Genomic DNA, 18,249 nt, shown 5'->3' with positions numbered 1-18,249 from the left:
CGTGTTTGGGGGCTCCCCAGCGCCGATGCGGCGTCCGTCTTGCAGTGTCGCGTTCAGCGGAGCAATACGGGGCGTTCAATCCTTCCGTAGCGCAGCCCCGCGGACCGCCATTTTCCATCTATTTGCCCGGTTGAGCGCCCGGAAGGTTATGGTTAGGTTCGGGGCATGGGGATGCTCAAGGATATCGGCGGACTGGCGGCATTGACGGCGCGCCTCCTTGCACGTTTCTGGCCGCAGCTTCTGCTTGCCGCGACGCTCGGATATATCGCGCGTGTCCTGCTCCTCGAGGCTGCGGTCGGCGTCGGCCTGAAAACCCCCCTTGGCGGAATGGTAACGCTGTCGCTTGTCGTCCTCGTCAAGCTGCTGGTGGTCATTGCGATGTTCGCGATCCTGCGTCCCGGCCTGTCGGTGCTCGCCGCGTTGCGCGGCATGGCGCCAGCTGCCGGCTCGACGAAGAAGGAACGGCAGTTGAATCGCCTTCTGGTGATTGCCTCCGCAGCCATCTTGCCGTTCTTCGCCTATTACGCCGCGTGGGGTTTCCTCGGCGACACGGTGCGCGAGTATTCTCGTCTCGCCCTGGATCGGGTGGCACTGGGAGAACGGTTACAGATTTTCGAGCTCCTGCGCTCGCGCAGCCTGATTGCGGCGATCCTCGCCTGCTGGTTCGTGCGATGGCTTGCCAAGCGCGCCAACGGGCGCCTGCAGTCGCCGTGGCTGCGTTTCGTTATCGTGGCGGCGGACGCGAGCTGGATCTTCATCGGGCTCTATGCGCTGGACAGATGGAAGGACGACTTCATAAGCTGGCTCGGCGCCGGCGCGTTTCTCGATGCGGTGGAAGCCGGCATCGTCGGATTTTCCATGGAAGCACACGCGGCAGCGGGCGGCACTGCGGTGGAGTTCCAGGAGCCTGGACTCGTCACGCAGGCGCAGGAACTGTTCTTCTACGCCCTCCTGCCGCTCGTCTGGCTCGTAATGGCTGCCATCATCTATGGCTACGACATTTCGGCAAAACCCGTCGCCGCTCCGTCGCCGCCCGCTCGCGCCACCACGCTGCGCAAATGGCTGGCCGATTTCGCCGCCCACTTCCTCGGAGGCTATCGGACCCGCTACCGGCCGGTCGGGGCCTGCCTGCGCACGGTGCTCGGCGCCGGTCTCGGGACGTTGCTCGCCTTCGTGGTGCTTTACCGCGCCACCAGCTGGCTCCCCGCCTGGGCGTGGTACGGCGCAACCCGTCATCTCGGCCCGCACGACCTCGAAACCTGGCAGCGGATAGGCGACGTCCTGGCCGTTCTCGTCGGCAGTCCGACCGAGCTCGACGGCGGAATCCTTTTCGGTCCGGTGCGGATCGCCCTGCTGGCCGCCATGTTGGAATACGCAGTGTCCCGATCCGGCGAAGCCGGCATCCCGCAGGCTGCTGGTCACCGGACAAGCGTTATTTCAAGACAATCGGCGGCGAGCCGGTCAGGGCAAGCGACAGGGTGAACCCGTCCGCCTGCCGCGGCACGAGAAAGAGTTCGACGACGCGAAGCGACGCCTCGCCGGCCTTACCGATCGTCAGCGTCGTGCATTGCGGCCTGTCGGCAATCTCGGGATCGGCCTCGCGTAAAAGACGGCCGGGCAGCGGCAGCGGGTCCCAGCGGCGGCCAGCGCCATCCGTCAGCGAGAGCGCGCAGGGCAAGGCCCGCTTCAGGACGTCCGCTGCCTGGACCGAGACGTCGATTTCCGCCAGCATGAGGCTCGTGTCCGGCAAGGTTCCCGGCAGCCGGCGCAGCGATGTGAGCCGCCAGCTGCCGCCGGAGACTTGCCCGCTGCCGTCGCGCTCGACGGTCACAGGTGGCTGCATGCGGCGTTGCAGCCATGCGGCGAATTCGCCCCGGGATCCGACAAGGACCGCGAGCGGCACGGCGGCGAGCAGCGATACGAGGCTGATCCAGTAGCTCGTTCTCTCCCGTGACGAAGCCCGTGCGCTCATTGCTGAAACTCCAGCGACCAGGGCATGATGCGGCCGCCGCGTGCAAGGGTGAGGGACTCGTGTCTGCTTTCCGGCGGCACGCTGTCCATGGCGATCTCCACCTGCTCGGACAGGGGAGTCAGCGCGGTCTCGGCGACCAGCAGTGTACCCCCCTCGATCTGGTCCTCGGGCAGCTCGAATATCAGCAGCACCGGGCGTGGAATCCCGGGCTCGAGGCGCTCGGCACCCAAAAGCCCGAGCGAACTGCCGATGCGCGTGCTCATGGCAAAGCGCAGGCCGGAAGGGGCCGCGCCACGCAGCCGAGGTCAGCGATATCGATCGGTCTTGCGCCTTCGCCGCCGCTTCGACGACAAGCCATTTTCCGGAGGTGGTGTAGGTACGCGGCTCGCCGAAATGCGAAGCGACCAGTTGGCGGGCGAGATGCACCTTGGCGACTCCGAAGACGAAGCGTTCGGCCTGCGCCGGTTTTCCCTGCGCGGCCGGCACCGCCACGGGCGACAGGATTTCGCTGTAGGAGGGCGTCGAGTGCTGCATGCCGTAGAGCGCCGCCGTCGCCAGGAGCAGGGCGACGATATTTGCGAGGGCCGTCATTGTTTTGCCCTCGCCGCTTCCTGCTGAACAATCAGGGACACCACCGCCACCGGATCACGGTCGAACCAGTTGGAGGCGCCATAGAGATTGTCGCGTTTCTTGTAGATCTGGCTCCCGATCAGCAGGTTCAGCTCACGCGGCGGCATTTCCCCCGCCGGCCATTCCCATACGGCGGTCAAACTCTCCGGCATGCCTGGGTGCAGGCCGGGGCTGAACGCCTTGTCCCGTGTCAAATAGAAGTTGGGGGAGGCAAGTTTCGCCTCCAGGCCGGCAAAGGTGAGCAGTTTCGCCGGCAGGTGGGCGGTCGCCGCCGAGCGGTTGCCGGCCTCGAAATCGACAAGCAGGAAAGTTTTCGGTTCGGGCGGTCTCCTGCCGGAAGGGGGGACATCGCTCATGCGGGCTCCGGCGATCGTCACATGCCATCGCCCGGTATCGACCGTCTCGCCCGGCCCGGCGGCGCGCAGGGGTTCGGGATTGGCGGCGCGATAGATCGCCGCTCCGTAGGAGATCGCACTGGCCGCCAGAGTGCCGATACTGGCGGCTGCCAGCGCAATGAGCCGTTGCCGGTAGCTCCGTCGTTGCTCGTCCATCGCGACACCCGATCCGCAGCCGCCCACAAGTCGACCCAAGCCCGCGGAGAAACCTAGAATAATTTTCGCCAAGGCGCCACGTTCTCGATTCGATGACCGCTGCCCAATCGGAACTCAACGCACGCTAGCAATGATCTGTGCCCGCTTCGGTCACCACGGCGTCCATCCGGATGTCATGCGCCTGAGGACAAATGGTCCTTATCCTCGACAGTGCGAAACCAACGCCCAGTACGCGGCGCGTCGCCGCCATTGTCGCGAGTGTCCGGTCGTAATAGCCCCCGCCATAACCAAGCCGATAGCACGACGGATCGAAGCCCACGACCGGGGCGACGATGATATCGGGGGTGCATGAAACAGGCCTGGCCGGGACGGGTATGTTCCAGATCCCACGGACGAGTTTGTCGCCTGGTCGCCAGAGGCGAAACTCCAGAGGCTGTCCTTTTTCGACCACGACCGGGAGCGCACATCGGCCGCCGTCATCGGCTATTTGCCGCATCAGCGGTCTGAGATCGGGCTCACCCCGAAACGGCCAGTAGACGCTGACCACACGGCCGCGCACGGGTCCGATTTCGGCAAGCAGACGGCTGACGATCTGCGCTTCGCAAGCGGTCCGAAGGTCGGGAGATATGGTCAGGCGTTGCGCGATGAGGCGAGCCCGTTCGCTTGTCCGCCACCGCCTGACATCGGCACAGATCGACCGGTCGGATGACAGGCCCGCATAGGCCGGGTCGAGTTCGTGCATCAAGCAGGGTGGCGACGCAAAACTCGGCGGAATATCATCGTCGATGTCCATCCCTGTCTACCTCCTCAATAGATCTACGCTCAACAGGCGCCAATCCAAGGTCAAGTCCTTCCAGAAGATCGTCAATGTGCTGGTTTGGTTTTGGACAAGTATAGCGGCGGCACCGGGGAGCCGAATGCCGGGTCGGTCGCGACCCCGTGGGCTGCGGCCGGGGTTTCGGCTCTGTCAGACCTGGATTTTCGCTCGAGCATCGGGAGTAACGCCCTTCATTCAGATCATCAAAGCAGCGTGGCTGGCCGGGATCGACCGAGGCACGCGCACCAGGATGGCAACCGCGAATTCCGCTGACAAACGAATTGAATTGCTGGTTAACCGCAAATATTCTGCGTTTATTTTGATGAATGCGTGCCACCGGCAGGCAGGCTGACGTGGCGACGCCATTTGCGGGGGGCGAAGATGGACATCAGCATTGCGCGTACGTTCCTCGAGGTGGTCAAGACAGGAAGTTTCGTGAATGCCGCTGCCAATCTGAACATCTCGCAGACCGCGGTCAGTGCGCGAATTCGCGTACTCGAGGAACAACTCGACAGGCCCATGTTCATTCGGAACAAGGCCGGTGCCAGGCTGACCCCCGCCGGAGAGCAGTTTTTCCGTTTTGCAACGAGCCTGGTGCAAGTATGGGAGGCGGCGCGAACCACGGTCGCTTTGCCCCCGGGGCGCGAGGCCATGGTGACGATCGGTGCGGAGCTCAGTCTGTGGGATCCACTCTTGAAGCATTGGCTTTTGTGGATGCGCCGCGAATGCCCCAGCGTGGCCATTCGAACCTCGATCGACAGATCCGAGCGGCTGATGGAACTCGTGCAGGACGGTTCACTTGATGCGGCGGTCCTTTATGGAGCGCCAAATCGTCCAGGCACGCTTGCGGAGCTGCTTTTCGAGGAAAAGCTCGTTCTCGTCCGCACGACGGCCATGCCGCAGCCGTCCGGACCGGAAGACCTCATTGGCATCGATTGGGGAGAGGATTTTGCCGGCAGCTATAGGGCGGCGTTTCCGGGCGGTCCGAGTCCGGTGGTAGCGATCAGTTATGGGCCGCTTGCTCTCGACTACATTCTGGCAGTCGGCGGATCCGGATATTTTCGGCAGGGCTTCGTTCGGCCCTATCTTGTGGACGGCAGTCTCGAGCTCGTTCCCAACAGTCCGGAATTTGCCTACCCCGCTTATCTCGTTTCCTCAGCTAAGGCAGATCGGTCTATGCTGGATCGCATTCGGGCGGGATTGAGGGCCGCCGCATCCAGTGCCGGCGTCTGAAGCGGGTCGGAGAACTCGCGTCGGATCAAATCACCTTCACCGATAGTTGCGGCGAACAGCCGAAAGGATATCCGATGAAACCAATCAATATTTCCGAGAAGCTGGCTCTGTTTTCGAGCCATTGGGACCCGCACGTCGTGTCCGATTACAACGGCAACGATGTCATGGTCGTCAAGTTTAAAGGGGAATACCCATTTCACAAGCATGAGACCACGGACGATTTCTTCTACGTCCTCGAGGGCGAAATGATTATGGACATCGAAGGGAAACCCTCTCAGGTGGTCAGAGCTGGCGAGCTGTTCGTGGTTCCGAAAGGCGTTGTACATCGTCCCCGGGCAGAGACGGAGGTCAAGGTTCTTCTAATCGAGCCAAAGGGAGAACCCAATTCGGGTGACTCGGACCGAGCACCGGCGCCAAAAACCCGCATCTAGCGCCCGGACGACCTGGTCCTGCATATAATATCCACGGCTCGACGCCTCAGATACCCTGCCCGTTGCCCTGCATTATTTCGGACAGACCATTATGCGAGAGACTTTTGGCCAAAGTCGCGAGCAGATCGGTCTGGGATATGATGCCCACAACCTTGCCGCCGTCGTCGAGAATGACGACGGCGTGTGTCGCCCCGTCCGTCAGGCGGGGGAGCAGGCCTATCGCAGGGTCGGATGGCCTGGCGGTAGCTGCCGCGCTTATCGGCAGTTTGCTCCCGGGCTCTTTACCGGCGAGCTCCCGCAGGCCCACCGTACCCTGAAGCTTCTCGTTCTCGTCAAGCACTGGAAGTGTACGAATGTCGTGCTTCAACAGCAGGTATCGTGCATGCTCGGGGGTCGTGTCGCCGGGCACGGTTACGACGTCGCGGGACATGATGTCGGCACAAGTCAACTCTCCCCTCTGTCGGACGAGGGCCTGCAGTTCGACTTCCCTCAAGAGGGCATCGATGTCCTCCCGGCTGATATCGAGTGTTTCATTCAACCGCGCGATTGCCGAGTCTATGTCCTCGGAATTGAAGCCGACACGAAGCGCAGGTGGGGGATCCGCCGTCGCATGTGTATTCACCGGCGCAATTCCGGGTCGATGAGGATATTGGCGGCGGGCCAGCCTATGAAACAGAATGCCCAATCCGACGAGGATCAGGGAGTTGATCGCAACGGGTATGAACGGGAACCAAAAACCCGAGCGCGCGACCGCGGCTCCACCGATGACAGCCGTCAGCGCGGCGGCGCCTCCTGGCGGATGAAGCGATCGCGTGAGCGACATCGCAAGAATCGCCAGAGCGACTGCGAGGCCGATGGCAAGCATCTGGTCCGTCACGATATAGGTCACGGAGACGCCGATCAGGGCGGAGATCGTGTTCCCGCCGATGATCGACCAAGGCTGCGCAAGCGGACTGGCCGGCACGGCAAAGAGCAAGACGGCAGAGGCGCCGATGGGCGCAACGATCAGCGGCAGCTGGGGGTCGTCCCCAAAAACGAACCCGCAAACCAGGCCGGTGACACAAATCCCGATCAACGCTCCGATACAGCCGATCAAGCGCTCTTTCAGCGTTGCACCCGCCAGAATCGGCGAGAACAGCTTGAATCTCGGCAAACGGCCGGACTTTCGAACTTCGTGTGGCGGAGGGGGGACAATCATTCGGGAGCGTCGGATGCAGTTGCTTATTTTTCGAAGCTTATGTGCCTATAAAAAGGGCGAAGCAATAGCACGGACGGATTTCTGTGTGGTTCCAGCGACATTTCGGAAATGGGCGGTGTGACCGGGCGCGATGACGCGGATCGTGGAGAAGTGCCTCGGCGTAGCGAACCCTATCGCATCGCGCGATGTTCGTTCGCTGCTGCGGCCCATTCCAGGGGAGGCTGGAAGTTGGCACGTAAATTGCTGCCCTAACACGACCACAGTCGGGTACGGGTGCAACTTGGATTTCTTCGGCTTCTCCTCTTCTGTGCTGATTTGGCTCGCTCTAGGCTTGAGCGGCCCTGCGTTTCTTTCCGCTTTTCGCACTGGATCCTTTAACTGGGAATCCGCGGCCGAGACGACTGTCGGAGCCGCGGTTTTCGTCGGAGCATTGGGTCTGTATCTCTCTGCCGGAAGCGTTCTTGCCGCAGCGGTCGCCTCTCTCGCAGCCCTTGCGATCGCCCCCATGTTTCGCGTGAAGAGTCGACGGTTGCCGATGCTGGCCGTGTCGATTCTCTGCCTGGGCATGTATCTCTAGAGAATTTCCTTTCTCACGTCGCGTGCGACGGTGGAAACCATTTTCCTTACGCCGCCGGCAAAAGGACGCAACGCCCGGAGGTCTACTCGGGCGGGCTCTCGCCGTCGCATTGCCCCTTGGTCCAACTTCTCATGCCCGTACGTCCGACCGATAATCTGTCCGGCTTACATGTGCCGGCACTCGAGCTTGGGAACGGTTTCCAGCTCCAGGGAGCTGTCACGGCAAGGCCACGCCTTGATGTGCAGGGATGCAAGCCGCGCATCGGAAAACACCTATTTATCTATTCAGGAGCAAAGCATGAGCCCTCCAGATGCCGAAAAGCGCGAGAAAGTGCAGGATTCCTTGTCTTTAGATCGTCGAAGCCTCCTGCTCGGCGGCACGATGCTTGCTGCAGCTGCCGCAAGCGGTGTCACGGGCGTTGGCACTGCAAAGGCTCAGCAACAGCCGGCAGCTTCCGGCGGGAAACAGCCCAACATTCTCGTCATCTGGGGAGATGACATCGGTACCTGGAATATCAGCCACAACAATCGTGGCATGATGGGTTACAGGACCCCGAACATCGACCGGATTGCCCAGGAAGGCTTGTCGTTCACGGATTACTACGGTCAGCAAAGCTGCACAGCGGGTCGGGCCGCCTTTATCGGCGGCAACGTCCCCGTTCGCACCGGCATGACGAAGGTGGGTCTACCGGGTGCGAAGGAAGGTTGGCAAGAGAGCGACGTGACGATGGCCACCGTCCTGAAAAGCCAGGGATATGCCACGGGTCAATTCGGCAAGAACCACCAGGGCGACCGCGACGAACACCTCCCGACCAACCACGGTTTCGATGAGTTCTTCGGCAATCTGTACCACCTGAACGCCGAGGAAGAGCCTGAGAACCGCGACTATCCGAAAAGCACGGACTTTCGAAAGAATTTTGGCCCGCGCGGCGTCATCAAGGCCAGTGCGGACGGAAAGATCGAGGACACCGGACCTCTGACGAGAAAGCGGATGGAAACGGTCGATGCGGAAACCCTCGCTGCGGCCCGGGATTTCATCTCACGTCAGCATGAGGCGCAGAAGCCGTTCTTCGTCTGGTGGAACGCCACGCGGATGCATTTTCGTACGCATGTGAAAGAGTCCAATACCGGGATATCGGGACCGAGCGGCGACGAGTACCATGACGGGATGGTCGAGCATGACATGCAGGTCGGCGAACTGCTGCAGCTTCTGGACGATCTCGGCATCGCCGAAAACACCGTCGTCATGTATTCCACCGACAATGGGCCTCACTACAATACATGGCCGGATGCCGCCACGACGCCCTTCAGAAGCGAGAAGAACTCGAACTGGGAAGGAGCCTATCGCGTTCCGACCTTTGTGCGCTGGCCCGGTCGCTTCCCGGCCGGAAAGACGTTGAACGGTATCGTCTCGCACGAGGATTGGCTGCCGACCTTCGCCGCCATCGCGGGGGCACCGGACATCAAGGAAAAACTTCTTGACGGGGTCGATCTGAACGGCCGTCATTACCGCAACTACATCGACGGCCACAACCAGCTCGATTATCTGGAAGGCAAGGTCAACGAGTCACCGCGTCGTGAGTTCTGGTACGTGAACGACGATGGTCAGGTCGTGGCGGCGCGTTACGACGATTGGAAAGTTGTCTTCCTGGAAAATCGGGGCGAAGCCTTCGGTGTCTGGCGCGAACCCTTCACCGAGCTGCGTGTGCCGCTGCTCTTTCACCTGCGCCGTGATCCCTTCGAGAAAGCGCAGCACAATTCGAACACCTATAATGATTGGTTCCTGGAGCGAGTCTTCGTCATCGTGCCGATCCAAGGCATGGCAGCGAAGTTCCTGCAGACGATGAAGGATTATCCTCCAAGCCAATCGCCTGGTTCGTTCAATCTGAGCAAGATCGAAGCTGCTTTGCGCGCAGCCGGCGGAGGCAACTAGCTAATGAGCCAGCGACGGTCCGATCGCTTTGGCGGACCGTCGCTGGACTATTCATCGAAGGATTTACACCGCTCGGTGGGACCGTATTGATCGACGGTACTGGTCGCGGGCTCAGCCGGATATCAGCTTCGAGAGCTGTTCGGACACCTTAAGGCCGGACGCTCTGTGAGCTGCAATCACGCTGTTGGCCATCAACATGGCGATGGTCATCGGCCCGACGCCGCCGGGAACCGGCGTAATGGCGGATGCAAAAGGTGCGCACTCCGCGAAAGCGACGTCGCCGACCAGTCTCGTCCTGTTCTCCCCCTTCTCGGGTGCGGGAACACGATTGATCCCGACATCGATGACGGTGGCGCCCGGCTTCAACCAGTCCGCTTTGACCATTTCGGGCCGGCCGACCGCAGCGATCACGATATCGGCGTTGCGGCAGATCGAGGCCAGATCGTTGGTGCGGGAATGGGCGATCGTCACGGTCGCATTGGCATTCAGCAGCAGTTGTGCCATCGGCTTGCCGAAGAGATTCGAACGACCGATGACCAGCGCATTCAGGCCGGAAAGGTCGCGACCGTGTACGCGGCGCACAAAGACCATCGCGCCTGCCGGGGTGCAGGAGATCAGGCCGTTCTCCAGATCGCCGGTTGCGAGCTTTCCGACATTGGCGACATGCAGGCCGTCGACGTCCTTTTCGGGCCGGATCGACTGAATGATGGCATCTGCGTCCAGATGTTCCGGCAATGGCAGTTGCACGAGAATGCCATGGATGCCGTCATCACCGTTCAGTTGATGCACCAGGTCCGCAAGCTCCTGCTGCGTCGTTTCCTTCGGCAGCGTATGCTGGACCGAAAAGAAGCCGCACGCCTTGGCCATGCGGCTTTTTGCGCCGACATAGGCATGACTTGCGGGATCGTCGCCGACGATAATGACGGCAAGTCCGGTTTTCTTGCCCGTCTGCTGCTGCAGCTCGGCATTTGCGTCTTTTATCGCTCCGTTGATGGAAGCCGCTACGGCCTTGCCGTCGATGATCGTCGTCATATTCGCCATCCGACAGTGCGGTTCAGCCAAATTCCAGGCCCATTCGGGCAAGGTCGTCCCAAAGACTTTCTGCAAAGCCGCGCAGCACGATGATCTCGAAGGTTTCCGCTCCGACGCGGGTGACATGGGCCGCGATATGGCCGATCAGCGTCACCGCGCACTGCCCGATCGGGAACGCGGACGGATCGAGGTCGAGCGCCGTGCCTTTCGAAAGCGCGCGATGCGCCATCTTTCCCTCGATCCGGATACGGACGCGGCCGTGGCTCTGATCGACTCCGGTGGCGCGCGGTTCGAGGGCGGCAAAGAGGCTCTTCATTTCCTGATGCGCGATAGGTGCGTCGCTGATGATGAACCACTGGTCGGGCGAAACCGGGCGCAAAGCGTGCGGAGCCGCGTCGGTGAACCTGCCGAGAAAGGGCACGATGTCCTCCTGACCCGGCCGGGCGAGAACATGGATGATCGTGCCTTCCGGCAGTGGCGAGAGCCTGAAATCGGCGAAAGCGACCGTCTGCTTGCTGCCGAGCCCCGGACGAAGGGTTGGACGGAATTCAGACATGGAGCCTCTCGTTCTGAGGGTCGAAGAAAACCGGATTGCAGAGACGTGCAGGCGTGGATTCTCCGTGAAGGCCGCTCCAGACCAGCACCTCTTCGCCGTGACGGTTGCGGCCGTTCTTGACCAGCGCCAGCGCGATGGTGGATCCGACATGCGGAGAATAGGCGCTCGAGGTGACATAGCCCTCGTCGTTTTCGAGGGTGGCAGCCGCCCCCTTGGCGAGAATGTGCGAGCCGCTGCGGAACGACTGCTGCGGATCGAGCGGCACGACCCCCACCAGCTGCGGCCGGTCGGGCGCGGTCAGCCCCTCCCGCTGAAGCATCGCCTTGCCGACGAAATCCGGTTTGCTGGCCGAAACCATTTTCCCGAAGCCCAGATCGGCCGGCACGACGGTCCCGTTGATCTCGTTGTGCGTCACATGGCCCTTCTCGATGCGCAGCACGCTGAGCGTCTCGACGCCGTAGGGCATGATGCCGTGATCCTTCCCCGCTTCCAGGAGTGCATCGGCGACGCTTTCCCCGTAGCCGGCCGGAACCGCAAGTTCGTAGGCGAGCTCGCCGGAGAAGGAAATCCGAAAGAGGCAGCCGTGAAGGGCGCCGCCAAACAGCGAAACCTCCTTCGCTGCAAGATACGGGAACGCCGCGTCGGATATATCCTCGTCGACGATCTTCTGCAGGATCATGCGTGCTTTCGGGCCGGCAATCGCCATTTGCGCCCACTGGTCGGTGATGGAGGCAAGACGCACGTCCAGTTCCGGCCAGAGCACCTGCGCGCAGAATTCGAGGTGGTTCATGACGCCGGCCGCATAGGCGGTGGTGGTCGTCATGAAAAAACGGTTCTCCTCGAGGCGGCTCGTCGTGCCGTCGTCGTAGATGAAGCCGTCCTCGCGCAGCATGAGCCCGTAACGCGCCTTTCCGACGGGCAGTTTGAGGAAGGCGTTGCAGTATACGCGATTGAGAAATTCGGCGGCGTCGCTTCCTGTTATCTCGATCTTGCCGAGCATCGAGACGTCGCAGAGTCCGGCATTCTTCCTTACGTTCAGGACCTCTCGCTCGACGCTCTCCCGCCAGGTCCGCTCACCGCTCAGCGGAAACCAGGAGGATCGATACCAGAGACCCGTCTCGACGAAGACGGCACCATGTTTCTTTGCCCAATCATGAAGCGGCGACTTGCGGACCGGCTGGAAATGATGGCGCGTATGCGCGCCGGTCAGCGCACCGAAGGATACCGGCGTATAGAAAGGGCGGAAGGTCGTCGTCCCGACCTCGGCGGGCGAGACGCCGCGTGCCTTGGCGATCAACCCGATCGCATTGACGTTCGAGAGCTTGCCCTGGTCCGTGGCCATGCCGGTGGTGGTGTAGCGCTTGGCAAGCTCGACATGGCTGTAGCCTTCGCGGACGGCCAGACCGATATCCCTGAGATGCACGTCGTTCTGGAAGTCGACGAAGGCCTTGTCCTTGACCCCGGGGATCGACCACAGCGGGGCAGGGGAATGTCTGCCTTCGTCGCCCTCGACCTTGGGAAGGGCGACCGGCGGGCAGGACAGACCGAACTCCTTGACGATGGCTTCAGCTCGTGCGGCGCCTTCCCCGAGGCAGGCAGCGAGGCCCGTCGTCGCTGCGGCACCGCCTGCAGCCTCGAGCCCCTTCAAGCTCCCGGGCGCGAGAAACGCCGCCTTTTCCGCAGACCAGACGGGCTTGCCGCCTCGGTGGCAGGCAAGGTGGATGACCGGGTCGAAGCCGCCCGCCATGGCGAGCGCATCGACCGCGATCGTTTCCGTTCGACCGCCGTGATGAACTTCGATCGCCGAGATCGCCTTGCCGCCCTTGGTGCCGCACACGACCGCTTCCCGGACGAGGCGCGCTTTGCCGCGATAGCCGACGCCGGCCGCAGGGCGGCTGTCGACGATGGCGACAACGTCGACGCCTGCGGCTTCGAGGTCCTGCGCGAGCGCATAGCCGCTGTCGTTGGTGGTGAAGATGGCGGTCGCCCGGCCCGGGGCGACACCGTAGCGGTTGAGATAGGCGCGCATCGCGCCTGCCATCATCACGCCCGGCCGATCGTTGCCGCCGAAGACGAGCGGGCGCTCTTCGGCGCCTGTCGCAAGCAGGGCCTTTCCGGCAACGATCCGCCACAGCCTCTCGACGGGCAGATGGCTGGCGGGCTCCCGCACATGCTTCTGCACGCGCTCGAGCGCGCCGAAGACGTTGCCGTCATACCAGCCGAAGGCGGTCGTCCGCATCAGGACCCGGACATTCGGCATCGACCGCAATTCGTCGCTTGCGTCGCGGGCGAAATCAGCCGCCGCCTCGCCGCCGATCGTCGCCGTATCGGACAGGAGCGAGCCGCCGGGCAGCGAGCCCTCGTCGACGAGAATGACCCGCGCGCCGGCCCGGCCGGCGGTAAGTGCCGCGGCTAGCCCCGTCGGGCCGGCGCCGATGACCAGCAGGTCGCAATGCGCCCAGCTCTTCTCATAGGCGTCGGGATCCGCTTCGTAGCTTGCCTTGCCGAGGCCGGCAGCCTTGCGGATGACCGGTTCGTAGAGCTTCTCCCAGAGCGGCGCCGGCCACATGAAAGTCTTGTAGTAGAAGCCGGCGCCGAGGAAGGGTGACAGTAGACCGTTCAGCGCACCGATATCGAAGTCGAGCGAGGGCCAGCGGTTCTGGCTCCGCGCCTCGAGGCCCTCGTAGAGCTCCTGCATGGTGGCGCGCGTGTTCGGCTCGGCGCGGCCGCCGCGGCCAACCGTGACCAGCGCGTTCGGTTCGGCGGCCCCCGCCGTCAGGAGCCCGCGGGGCCGGTGGTATTTGAAGCTGCGGCCGACGAGCATCCGCCCGTTCGCAAGCAATGCCGAAGCGAGCGTGTCGCCTTCGAGGCCCCGCATGGGGCGACCGTCGAAGGTGAAGGAGAGCGGGGTGTTGTGGTCGACGAGACCGCGCTTCGGCAAACGGTAGGAGCTCATTTGCGCGCCTCCGATCGCGAGCGGTCGGCCGCATCGTCGCACGCCGCAATCTCATGCGTCACGGTGTCCCGGGCAACGACGAGCCAGCGGCGGCACCCGGACGTGTGGTGCCAGTATTCCTCGTAGGCGCCGCGCGGGTTGTCGCGCAGGTAGACGTAGTCGAACCAATCGGCCGAATCCGCGTCAGCCGCCGGTCGCGACAGGGCCGCGCCCTTGATGGTGAATTCTTCCTTGGGTCTTCGCCCGCAATTCGGGCAGGGCACGAGGCTTGCCATTTCGGATGTTCCTTGGTGCGCGAAATCAGTGAAGGTTGGGCTGAGCGCCCTGTCCCTTTTCGTCGATGAGGAAGCCGCGCTCGAAACGGTCGAGACGAAAAGCTGCGGCGGTCTTCTGTGGCGCGCCCCGGGCGAGAAGGTGGGCGAAGCAGAATCCCGAGGCGGGAGTGGCCTTGAACCCTCCATAGCACCAGCCGGCATTCAGATAGAGATTGTCTATCGGGGTGCGGTCGATGATCGGCGAGCCGTCCATGCTCATATCCATGATGCCGCCCCAGGACCGCAGCACGCGCACACGGGACAAGGCCGGGATCATCGCCTTGCCGGCTTCCGCCACGTGTTCCACGGTCGCGAGGTTGCCGCGCTGGGCATAGGAATTGTAGCCGTCGATATCGCCACCGAAGACCAGGCCGCCCTTGTCCGATTGCGAAACGTAGAAATGCCCGGCTCCGAACGTGACCACGCCGTCGATGAACGGCTTCAGGCCTTCCGATACGAAGGCCTGAAGCACGTGGCTCTCCAACGGCAGGCGCAATCCGGCCATTTCGGCGACCTGCGAGGAATTGCCGGCCGCCGCCAGCGCCAGCTTTCCACAGCCGACGAAGCCGCGGTTGGTCTCCACGCCGGTGACGCGCCCGTTTTCCCGCCTGATCCCGGTCACTTCGCAATTCTGGATGATGTCGACCCCGCGGCTGTCTGCGCCGCGGGCATAGCCCCAGGCGACGGCATCGTGACGCACGGTGCCGCCGCGGCGCTGCAGGAGCCCGCCCTGAATGGGGAAGCGGGCATTGTCGAAATCGAGGAAGGGCAGCATCTTGCGCACGGCCGCCCGGTCGAGAAGGTCGGCGTCCACCCCGTGCAGCCGCATCGCATTGCCGCGCCGCGTATAGGCGTCGCGCTGAGCGTCGGAATGGAAGAGGTTGAGAACGCCCCGCTGCGAGACCATGGCATTGAAGTTGAAATCCTGCTCCAGCCCCTCCCAGAGCTTCATGGAGAGCTCGTAGAACGGATTGTTGCCGGGGAGCAGGTAGTTCGAGCGGATAATGGTCGTGTTGCGGCCGACATTGCCCGAACCGATATAGTTCTTTTCCAGCACCGCGACATTGGCGATGCCGAATTCCTTTGCGAGATAGTAGGCCGTCGCCAGGCCATGGCCACCGCCGCCGACGATGATCACGTCGTAATGGGGCTTCGGGTCGGGCTGGCGCCATGCCGGCGTCCAGTTCCGGTTGCCGCGCAGGCCGTTCAGGAGGATGGAAAGTGCTGAGTAGCGCATGGATGCCGCCCCATAAGTAATCCAAGGGGGCAGGTTAACATCCCAATCCTCCGAAGACTTGCAATTTTGGGACCTTCCGATGTAGGAATCGGTCATGGCAGCATCTTCCGACAGCAAGAACGTGCAGAGGATCGGTTTTTTGCTGGTGCGCAATTTTGCGCTGATGAGCTACGCATCGGCGACGGAGCCCCTGCGTGCGGCCAATCTTCTTGCCGGCCGGCCGCTCTACCAGATCGTCCCGCTTGCGCAGGGAGGAGGGACCGTCTCTTCATCTTCCGGGCTGTCGGTCGGCTGTGCGGATCTGGAGAGTGAAGCGGAAGCCTGCCATACCGTCTTCGTTTGCGCGGGCGGCGAGCCGACCGACTGGGCGGATACGCCTGCGTCCCACACGACGCTCCGGCGTCTCTCGCGCCTCGGTATTCGCGTCGGCGGCATATCGAGCGGAGCCTTCGTGCTTGCCGCCGCGGGACTGCTCGACAACCGCGACTTCACCATTCACTGGGAGCACGCGCCTGCGCTGAAGGAAGCATTTCCCCATCTCAACCCGAGACATGCGCGCTTCGTGCTGGACGGCGGAATTGCCACCTGCGGCGGCGGGGTGGCGCCGCTCGACATGATGCATGCGATGATCGCCGAACGCCTGGGAACCGACTTTGCCCGCCGGGTCAGCGACTGGTATCTGCACGCGGCCGTCGCCGAGCCGGCGGCGCCGCAGCGCGGTTCGGCCGCGGAGCGGTTCGGTACCAATCATCCCGCCCTGCTTGCGGTTCTCGAGAAGATGGAAACGGCGATCGAACGGCCGCTCGACCGGACCGCCATGGCGCGCCTGGCCGGGGTGAGCCCGCGCCATCTCGACCGGCTTTTCAGGGAGCATCGCGGTGCCGGTTTTCTCGACACCTACCGGGAGATCCGGCTGCGGCACGCCCGCCGGCTCCTGCAGCAGAGCCCGCTCTCCATCCCGGAGATCGCCTACGCCACGGGTTTTTCGAGCCCCGCACATTTTTCGAATGCGTTCAAACGCCTGTTTTCGGAGACACCGGGAAGCCTGCGCCGCCACAGCGGTTCATGAGCTGACGCTCCTGATATTGCCTAGTAAGAAAAAAATATTCTCCACAGTTGATGGTCCCGTGACTGCGTGCTAGCATCGTTCCATGCACGAATGGAGGGACTACGCGAATGTGCGGCATTGTTGGTTTGTTTCTGAAAGACAGCAGGCTCGAGCCGCAGCTTGGCGAGCTTCTCTCGGACATGTTGATCACCATGACGGACCGTGGTCCGGACTCGGCCGGGCTGGCCATTTACGGCTCGGCTACCGAGGGGAAGGCGAAGGTGACGATCCAGTCTGCGAAGCCCGAGATTGACTTCGCAGACCTTGAACGGGACCTCGCCGAAGCAGGCGTGCCGGCACGCGTTGCCGTCAAGAGCACCCATGCGGTCGTTGGGATCGCAGCCGCCAGGCTCGCGGATGTCCGTGCCGTTCTCGCCGCCATCCGTCCGGATGTACGGATCATGGGCGCCGGCGACAGTGTCGAGATCTATAAGGAAGTCGGCCTTCCGAAGGATGTCGTCGCACGGTTCGATGTGCGCTCGATGGGCGGTTCGCATGGCATCGGCCACACCCGAATGGCTACGGAATCGGCCGTGACCACACTTGGCGCACACCCGTTTTCCACCGGGTCGGATCAGTGCCTCGTGCATAACGGATCGTTGTCGAACCACAACAATCTGCGCCGGGAACTGATCCGCGAAGGAATTGCCTTCGAGACGCAGAACGACACGGAGGTCGCTGCCGCGTACCTCACGGCGGAAATGGCCAAGGGCAAGGATCTCGGACAGGCCCTGACCGGCGCGCTCGACGACCTCGACGGCTTCTTTACCTTCGTCGTCGGTACCAAATCGGGCTTCGGCGTCGTGCGTGACCCGATCGCGTGCAAGCCGGCGGTCATGGCCGAAACGGATCGCTATGTCGCATTCGGTTCCGAATACCGGGCGCTGGTGAACCTGCCGGATATCGAGAGCGCGCGCATCTGGGAGCCGGAGCCGGCGACCGTTTACTTCTGGGACCATCAGAAGGCCGCCTGACGGGTATTTCGGCCCCTTTCCAAGGATTTTTCAAGTATGCCTGTTATTGATCTCGCCACCACGCCGCTGCGTGAACTCAATAGGTCCCTCCATAATATTCAGCAGGGCTCGAACGATCTGTCCTTCGAAGTCGCCAATCCGCGCGGAAGCCATGCGGTCGCCGTCGGGATCGACGGTCCCGTCGTGGTCGATGTGAACGGCTCCGTCGGCTACTATTGCGCCGGCATGAACGACGGCGGAACGGTCACGGTCCATGGCTCGGCAGGCCCGGGTGTCGCGGAAAACATGATGTCCGGCACAGTGGTCGTCGAGGGCGATGCCAGCCAGTATGCGGGCGCGACCGGCCGCGGCGGCCTGCTTGTGATTAAGGGCAACGCGGCGTCGCGCTGCGGCATCTCGATGAAGGGCATCGATATCGTCGTCCACGGAAATATCGGCCATATGTCGGCTTTCATGGGCCAGTCGGGCCACCTCGTCGTGCTCGGCGACGCGGGCGATGCCTTGGGTGACAGCCTCTACGAGGCCAAGCTCTTCGTACGCGGCACGGTCAAGAGTCTCGGCGCCGATTGCATCGAGAAGGAGATGCGTCCGGAGCACCTGCAAAAGCTGGCCGAGCTCCTGGAAAAGGCCGATGTCAAGGATGTCCGTCCGGAAGAGTTCAAGCGCTACGGCTCGGCCCGCAAGCTCTACAATTTCAACATCGACAACGCAGACGCGTATTAAAGGCAGGG

At 62.7% G+C, this 18,249-nt stretch carries 17 protein-coding genes and 1 pseudogene; 8 read left to right on the top strand and 10 right to left on the bottom strand.

All coding sequences use genetic code 11. The features are described 5' to 3' along the window. Positions 1-165: 165 nt before the first annotated feature. Positions 166-1,482, top strand: a complete 1,317-nt coding sequence (locus AC6CIG_RS14180) for a hypothetical protein (protein WP_164866773.1) — start codon at positions 166-168, stop codon at positions 1,480-1,482. Here AC6CIG_RS14180 and AC6CIG_RS14175 read toward each other — a convergent pair. The 4 genes and pseudogenes from AC6CIG_RS14175 to AC6CIG_RS14160 form a co-directional block, all read right to left on the bottom strand. Next, positions 1,433-1,972: a hypothetical protein gene (locus AC6CIG_RS14175; RefSeq protein ID WP_127708852.1), complete on the bottom strand. Its 540-nt coding sequence runs from the start codon at positions 1,970-1,972 to the stop codon at positions 1,433-1,435. The genes AC6CIG_RS14180 and AC6CIG_RS14175 overlap by 50 nt on opposite strands. Next, positions 1,969-2,563: pseudogene (locus AC6CIG_RS14170) on the bottom strand (hypothetical protein). The gene AC6CIG_RS14175 and the pseudogene AC6CIG_RS14170 overlap by 4 nt, the downstream one beginning before the upstream one ends. Continuing rightward, the gene (locus tag AC6CIG_RS14165) at positions 2,560-3,192 is read right to left on the bottom strand and encodes a hypothetical protein (RefSeq protein ID WP_127708850.1); all 633 of its coding nucleotides are present in this window, start codon (positions 3,190-3,192) and stop codon (positions 2,560-2,562) included. Before AC6CIG_RS14165 ends, AC6CIG_RS14170 begins: the two are co-directional and overlap by 4 nt. A gap of 85 nt (positions 3,193-3,277) precedes the next feature. Then, the gene (locus AC6CIG_RS14160; RefSeq protein WP_127708848.1) at positions 3,278-3,946 is read right to left on the bottom strand and encodes a 5-formyltetrahydrofolate cyclo-ligase; all 669 of its coding nucleotides are present in this window, start codon (positions 3,944-3,946) and stop codon (positions 3,278-3,280) included. A 405-nt stretch (positions 3,947-4,351) separates the two neighbouring features. On the opposite strand from AC6CIG_RS14160, the gene AC6CIG_RS14155 reads away from it, so the two are divergent. Together AC6CIG_RS14155 and AC6CIG_RS14150 are read left to right on the top strand one after the other, a co-directional pair. Beyond that, positions 4,352-5,203: a LysR family transcriptional regulator gene (locus AC6CIG_RS14155; RefSeq protein ID WP_127708846.1), complete on the top strand. Its 852-nt coding sequence runs from the start codon at positions 4,352-4,354 to the stop codon at positions 5,201-5,203. 74 nt (positions 5,204-5,277) lie between these two features. Beyond that, on the top strand, positions 5,278-5,634 hold the full coding sequence (locus tag AC6CIG_RS14150; protein WP_127708844.1) for a cupin domain-containing protein: 357 nt from the start codon (positions 5,278-5,280) through the stop codon (positions 5,632-5,634). Between the two features lie 46 nt (positions 5,635-5,680). Here AC6CIG_RS14150 and AC6CIG_RS14145 read toward each other — a convergent pair whose 3' ends face one another. Continuing rightward, positions 5,681-6,832: a CBS domain-containing protein gene (locus AC6CIG_RS14145; protein ID WP_127708842.1), complete on the bottom strand. Its 1,152-nt coding sequence runs from the start codon at positions 6,830-6,832 to the stop codon at positions 5,681-5,683. A 280-nt stretch (positions 6,833-7,112) separates the two neighbouring features. On the opposite strand from AC6CIG_RS14145, the gene AC6CIG_RS14140 reads away from it, so the two are divergent. Next, positions 7,113-7,409 carry a hypothetical protein gene (locus AC6CIG_RS14140; protein WP_127708840.1) on the top strand — a complete coding sequence of 99 codons (297 nt, stop codon included), beginning with the start codon at positions 7,113-7,115 and terminating at the stop codon, positions 7,407-7,409. A gap of 297 nt (positions 7,410-7,706) precedes the next feature. Further along, a complete protein-coding gene (locus tag AC6CIG_RS14135; RefSeq protein ID WP_437412885.1) occupies positions 7,707-9,341 on the top strand; it encodes an arylsulfatase in 1,635 nt (544 codons plus the stop codon). A gap of 111 nt (positions 9,342-9,452) precedes the next feature. Here AC6CIG_RS14135 and folD read toward each other — a convergent pair whose 3' ends face one another. Genes folD through AC6CIG_RS14110 form a run of 5 tightly spaced genes read right to left on the bottom strand, consistent with a single transcriptional unit; the run spans position 9,453 to position 15,436 of the window. Beyond that, a complete protein-coding gene (folD, locus tag AC6CIG_RS14130; RefSeq protein WP_127708836.1) occupies positions 9,453-10,373 on the bottom strand; it encodes a bifunctional methylenetetrahydrofolate dehydrogenase/methenyltetrahydrofolate cyclohydrolase FolD in 921 nt (306 codons plus the stop codon). A gap of 22 nt (positions 10,374-10,395) precedes the next feature. Further along, positions 10,396-10,929 carry a sarcosine oxidase subunit gamma family protein gene (locus AC6CIG_RS14125; protein WP_127708834.1) on the bottom strand — a complete coding sequence of 178 codons (534 nt, stop codon included), beginning with the start codon at positions 10,927-10,929 and terminating at the stop codon, positions 10,396-10,398. Then, positions 10,922-13,885 carry a sarcosine oxidase subunit alpha gene (locus AC6CIG_RS14120; protein WP_127708832.1) on the bottom strand — a complete coding sequence of 988 codons (2,964 nt, stop codon included), beginning with the start codon at positions 13,883-13,885 and terminating at the stop codon, positions 10,922-10,924. The genes AC6CIG_RS14125 and AC6CIG_RS14120 overlap by 8 nt, the downstream gene beginning before the upstream one ends. Then, entirely contained in the window at positions 13,882-14,160 is a 279-nt protein-coding gene (locus AC6CIG_RS14115; RefSeq protein WP_018099601.1) for a sarcosine oxidase subunit delta family protein, read from the bottom strand. The genes AC6CIG_RS14120 and AC6CIG_RS14115 overlap by 4 nt, the downstream gene beginning before the upstream one ends. 25 nt (positions 14,161-14,185) lie before the next feature. Further along, positions 14,186-15,436: a sarcosine oxidase subunit beta gene (locus AC6CIG_RS14110; RefSeq protein WP_026169144.1), complete on the bottom strand. Its 1,251-nt coding sequence runs from the start codon at positions 15,434-15,436 to the stop codon at positions 14,186-14,188. A 94-nt stretch (positions 15,437-15,530) separates the two neighbouring features. Between AC6CIG_RS14110 and AC6CIG_RS14105 the strand changes: the two genes are divergently transcribed. The 3 genes from AC6CIG_RS14105 (at position 15,531) to AC6CIG_RS14095 (ending at position 18,241) form a co-directional block, all read left to right on the top strand. After that, entirely contained in the window at positions 15,531-16,505 is a 975-nt protein-coding gene (locus AC6CIG_RS14105; RefSeq protein ID WP_127708830.1) for a GlxA family transcriptional regulator, read from the top strand. 107 nt (positions 16,506-16,612) lie between these two features. Further along, positions 16,613-17,518: a class II glutamine amidotransferase gene (locus tag AC6CIG_RS14100; RefSeq protein ID WP_018099598.1), complete on the top strand. Its 906-nt coding sequence runs from the start codon at positions 16,613-16,615 to the stop codon at positions 17,516-17,518. A gap of 36 nt (positions 17,519-17,554) precedes the next feature. Then, complete coding sequence (locus AC6CIG_RS14095; RefSeq protein WP_127708828.1) at positions 17,555-18,241, top strand: GltB/FmdC/FwdC-like GXGXG domain-containing protein; 687 nt, start codon at positions 17,555-17,557, stop codon at positions 18,239-18,241. Positions 18,242-18,249 lie beyond the last annotated feature (8 nt).

The sequence above is a fragment of the Sinorhizobium sp. GQ132 genome, from assembly GCF_059758575.1.
This window is presented reverse-complemented; position numbering and strand designations above follow the sequence as displayed.

Bases quoted from the DNA above. Each gene is read 5' to 3' on its own strand.
- AC6CIG_RS14180 (WP_164866773.1), top strand. From the start codon at position 166: ATGGGGATGCTCAAGGATATCGGCGGACTGGCGGCATTGACGGCGCGC.
- AC6CIG_RS14175 (WP_127708852.1), bottom strand. From the start codon at position 1,972: ATGAGCGCACGGGCTTCGTCACGGGAGAGAACGAGCTACTGGATCAGC.
- AC6CIG_RS14160 (WP_127708848.1), bottom strand. From the start codon at position 3,946: ATGGACATCGACGATGATATTCCGCCGAGTTTTGCGTCGCCACCCTGC.
- AC6CIG_RS14155 (WP_127708846.1), top strand. From the start codon at position 4,352: ATGGACATCAGCATTGCGCGTACGTTCCTCGAGGTGGTCAAGACAGGA.
- AC6CIG_RS14150 (WP_127708844.1), top strand. From the start codon at position 5,278: ATGAAACCAATCAATATTTCCGAGAAGCTGGCTCTGTTTTCGAGCCAT.
- AC6CIG_RS14145 (WP_127708842.1), bottom strand. From the start codon at position 6,832: ATGATTGTCCCCCCTCCGCCACACGAAGTTCGAAAGTCCGGCCGTTTG.
- AC6CIG_RS14135 (WP_437412885.1), top strand. From the start codon at position 7,707: ATGAGCCCTCCAGATGCCGAAAAGCGCGAGAAAGTGCAGGATTCCTTG.
- folD (WP_127708836.1), bottom strand. From the start codon at position 10,373: ATGACGACGATCATCGACGGCAAGGCCGTAGCGGCTTCCATCAACGGA.
- AC6CIG_RS14125 (WP_127708834.1), bottom strand. From the start codon at position 10,929: ATGTCTGAATTCCGTCCAACCCTTCGTCCGGGGCTCGGCAGCAAGCAG.
- AC6CIG_RS14120 (WP_127708832.1), bottom strand. From the start codon at position 13,885: ATGAGCTCCTACCGTTTGCCGAAGCGCGGTCTCGTCGACCACAACACC.
- AC6CIG_RS14115 (WP_018099601.1), bottom strand. From the start codon at position 14,160: ATGGCAAGCCTCGTGCCCTGCCCGAATTGCGGGCGAAGACCCAAGGAA.
- AC6CIG_RS14110 (WP_026169144.1), bottom strand. From the start codon at position 15,436: ATGCGCTACTCAGCACTTTCCATCCTCCTGAACGGCCTGCGCGGCAAC.
- AC6CIG_RS14105 (WP_127708830.1), top strand. From the start codon at position 15,531: ATGGCAGCATCTTCCGACAGCAAGAACGTGCAGAGGATCGGTTTTTTG.
- AC6CIG_RS14100 (WP_018099598.1), top strand. From the start codon at position 16,613: ATGTGCGGCATTGTTGGTTTGTTTCTGAAAGACAGCAGGCTCGAGCCG.
- AC6CIG_RS14095 (WP_127708828.1), top strand. From the start codon at position 17,555: ATGCCTGTTATTGATCTCGCCACCACGCCGCTGCGTGAACTCAATAGG.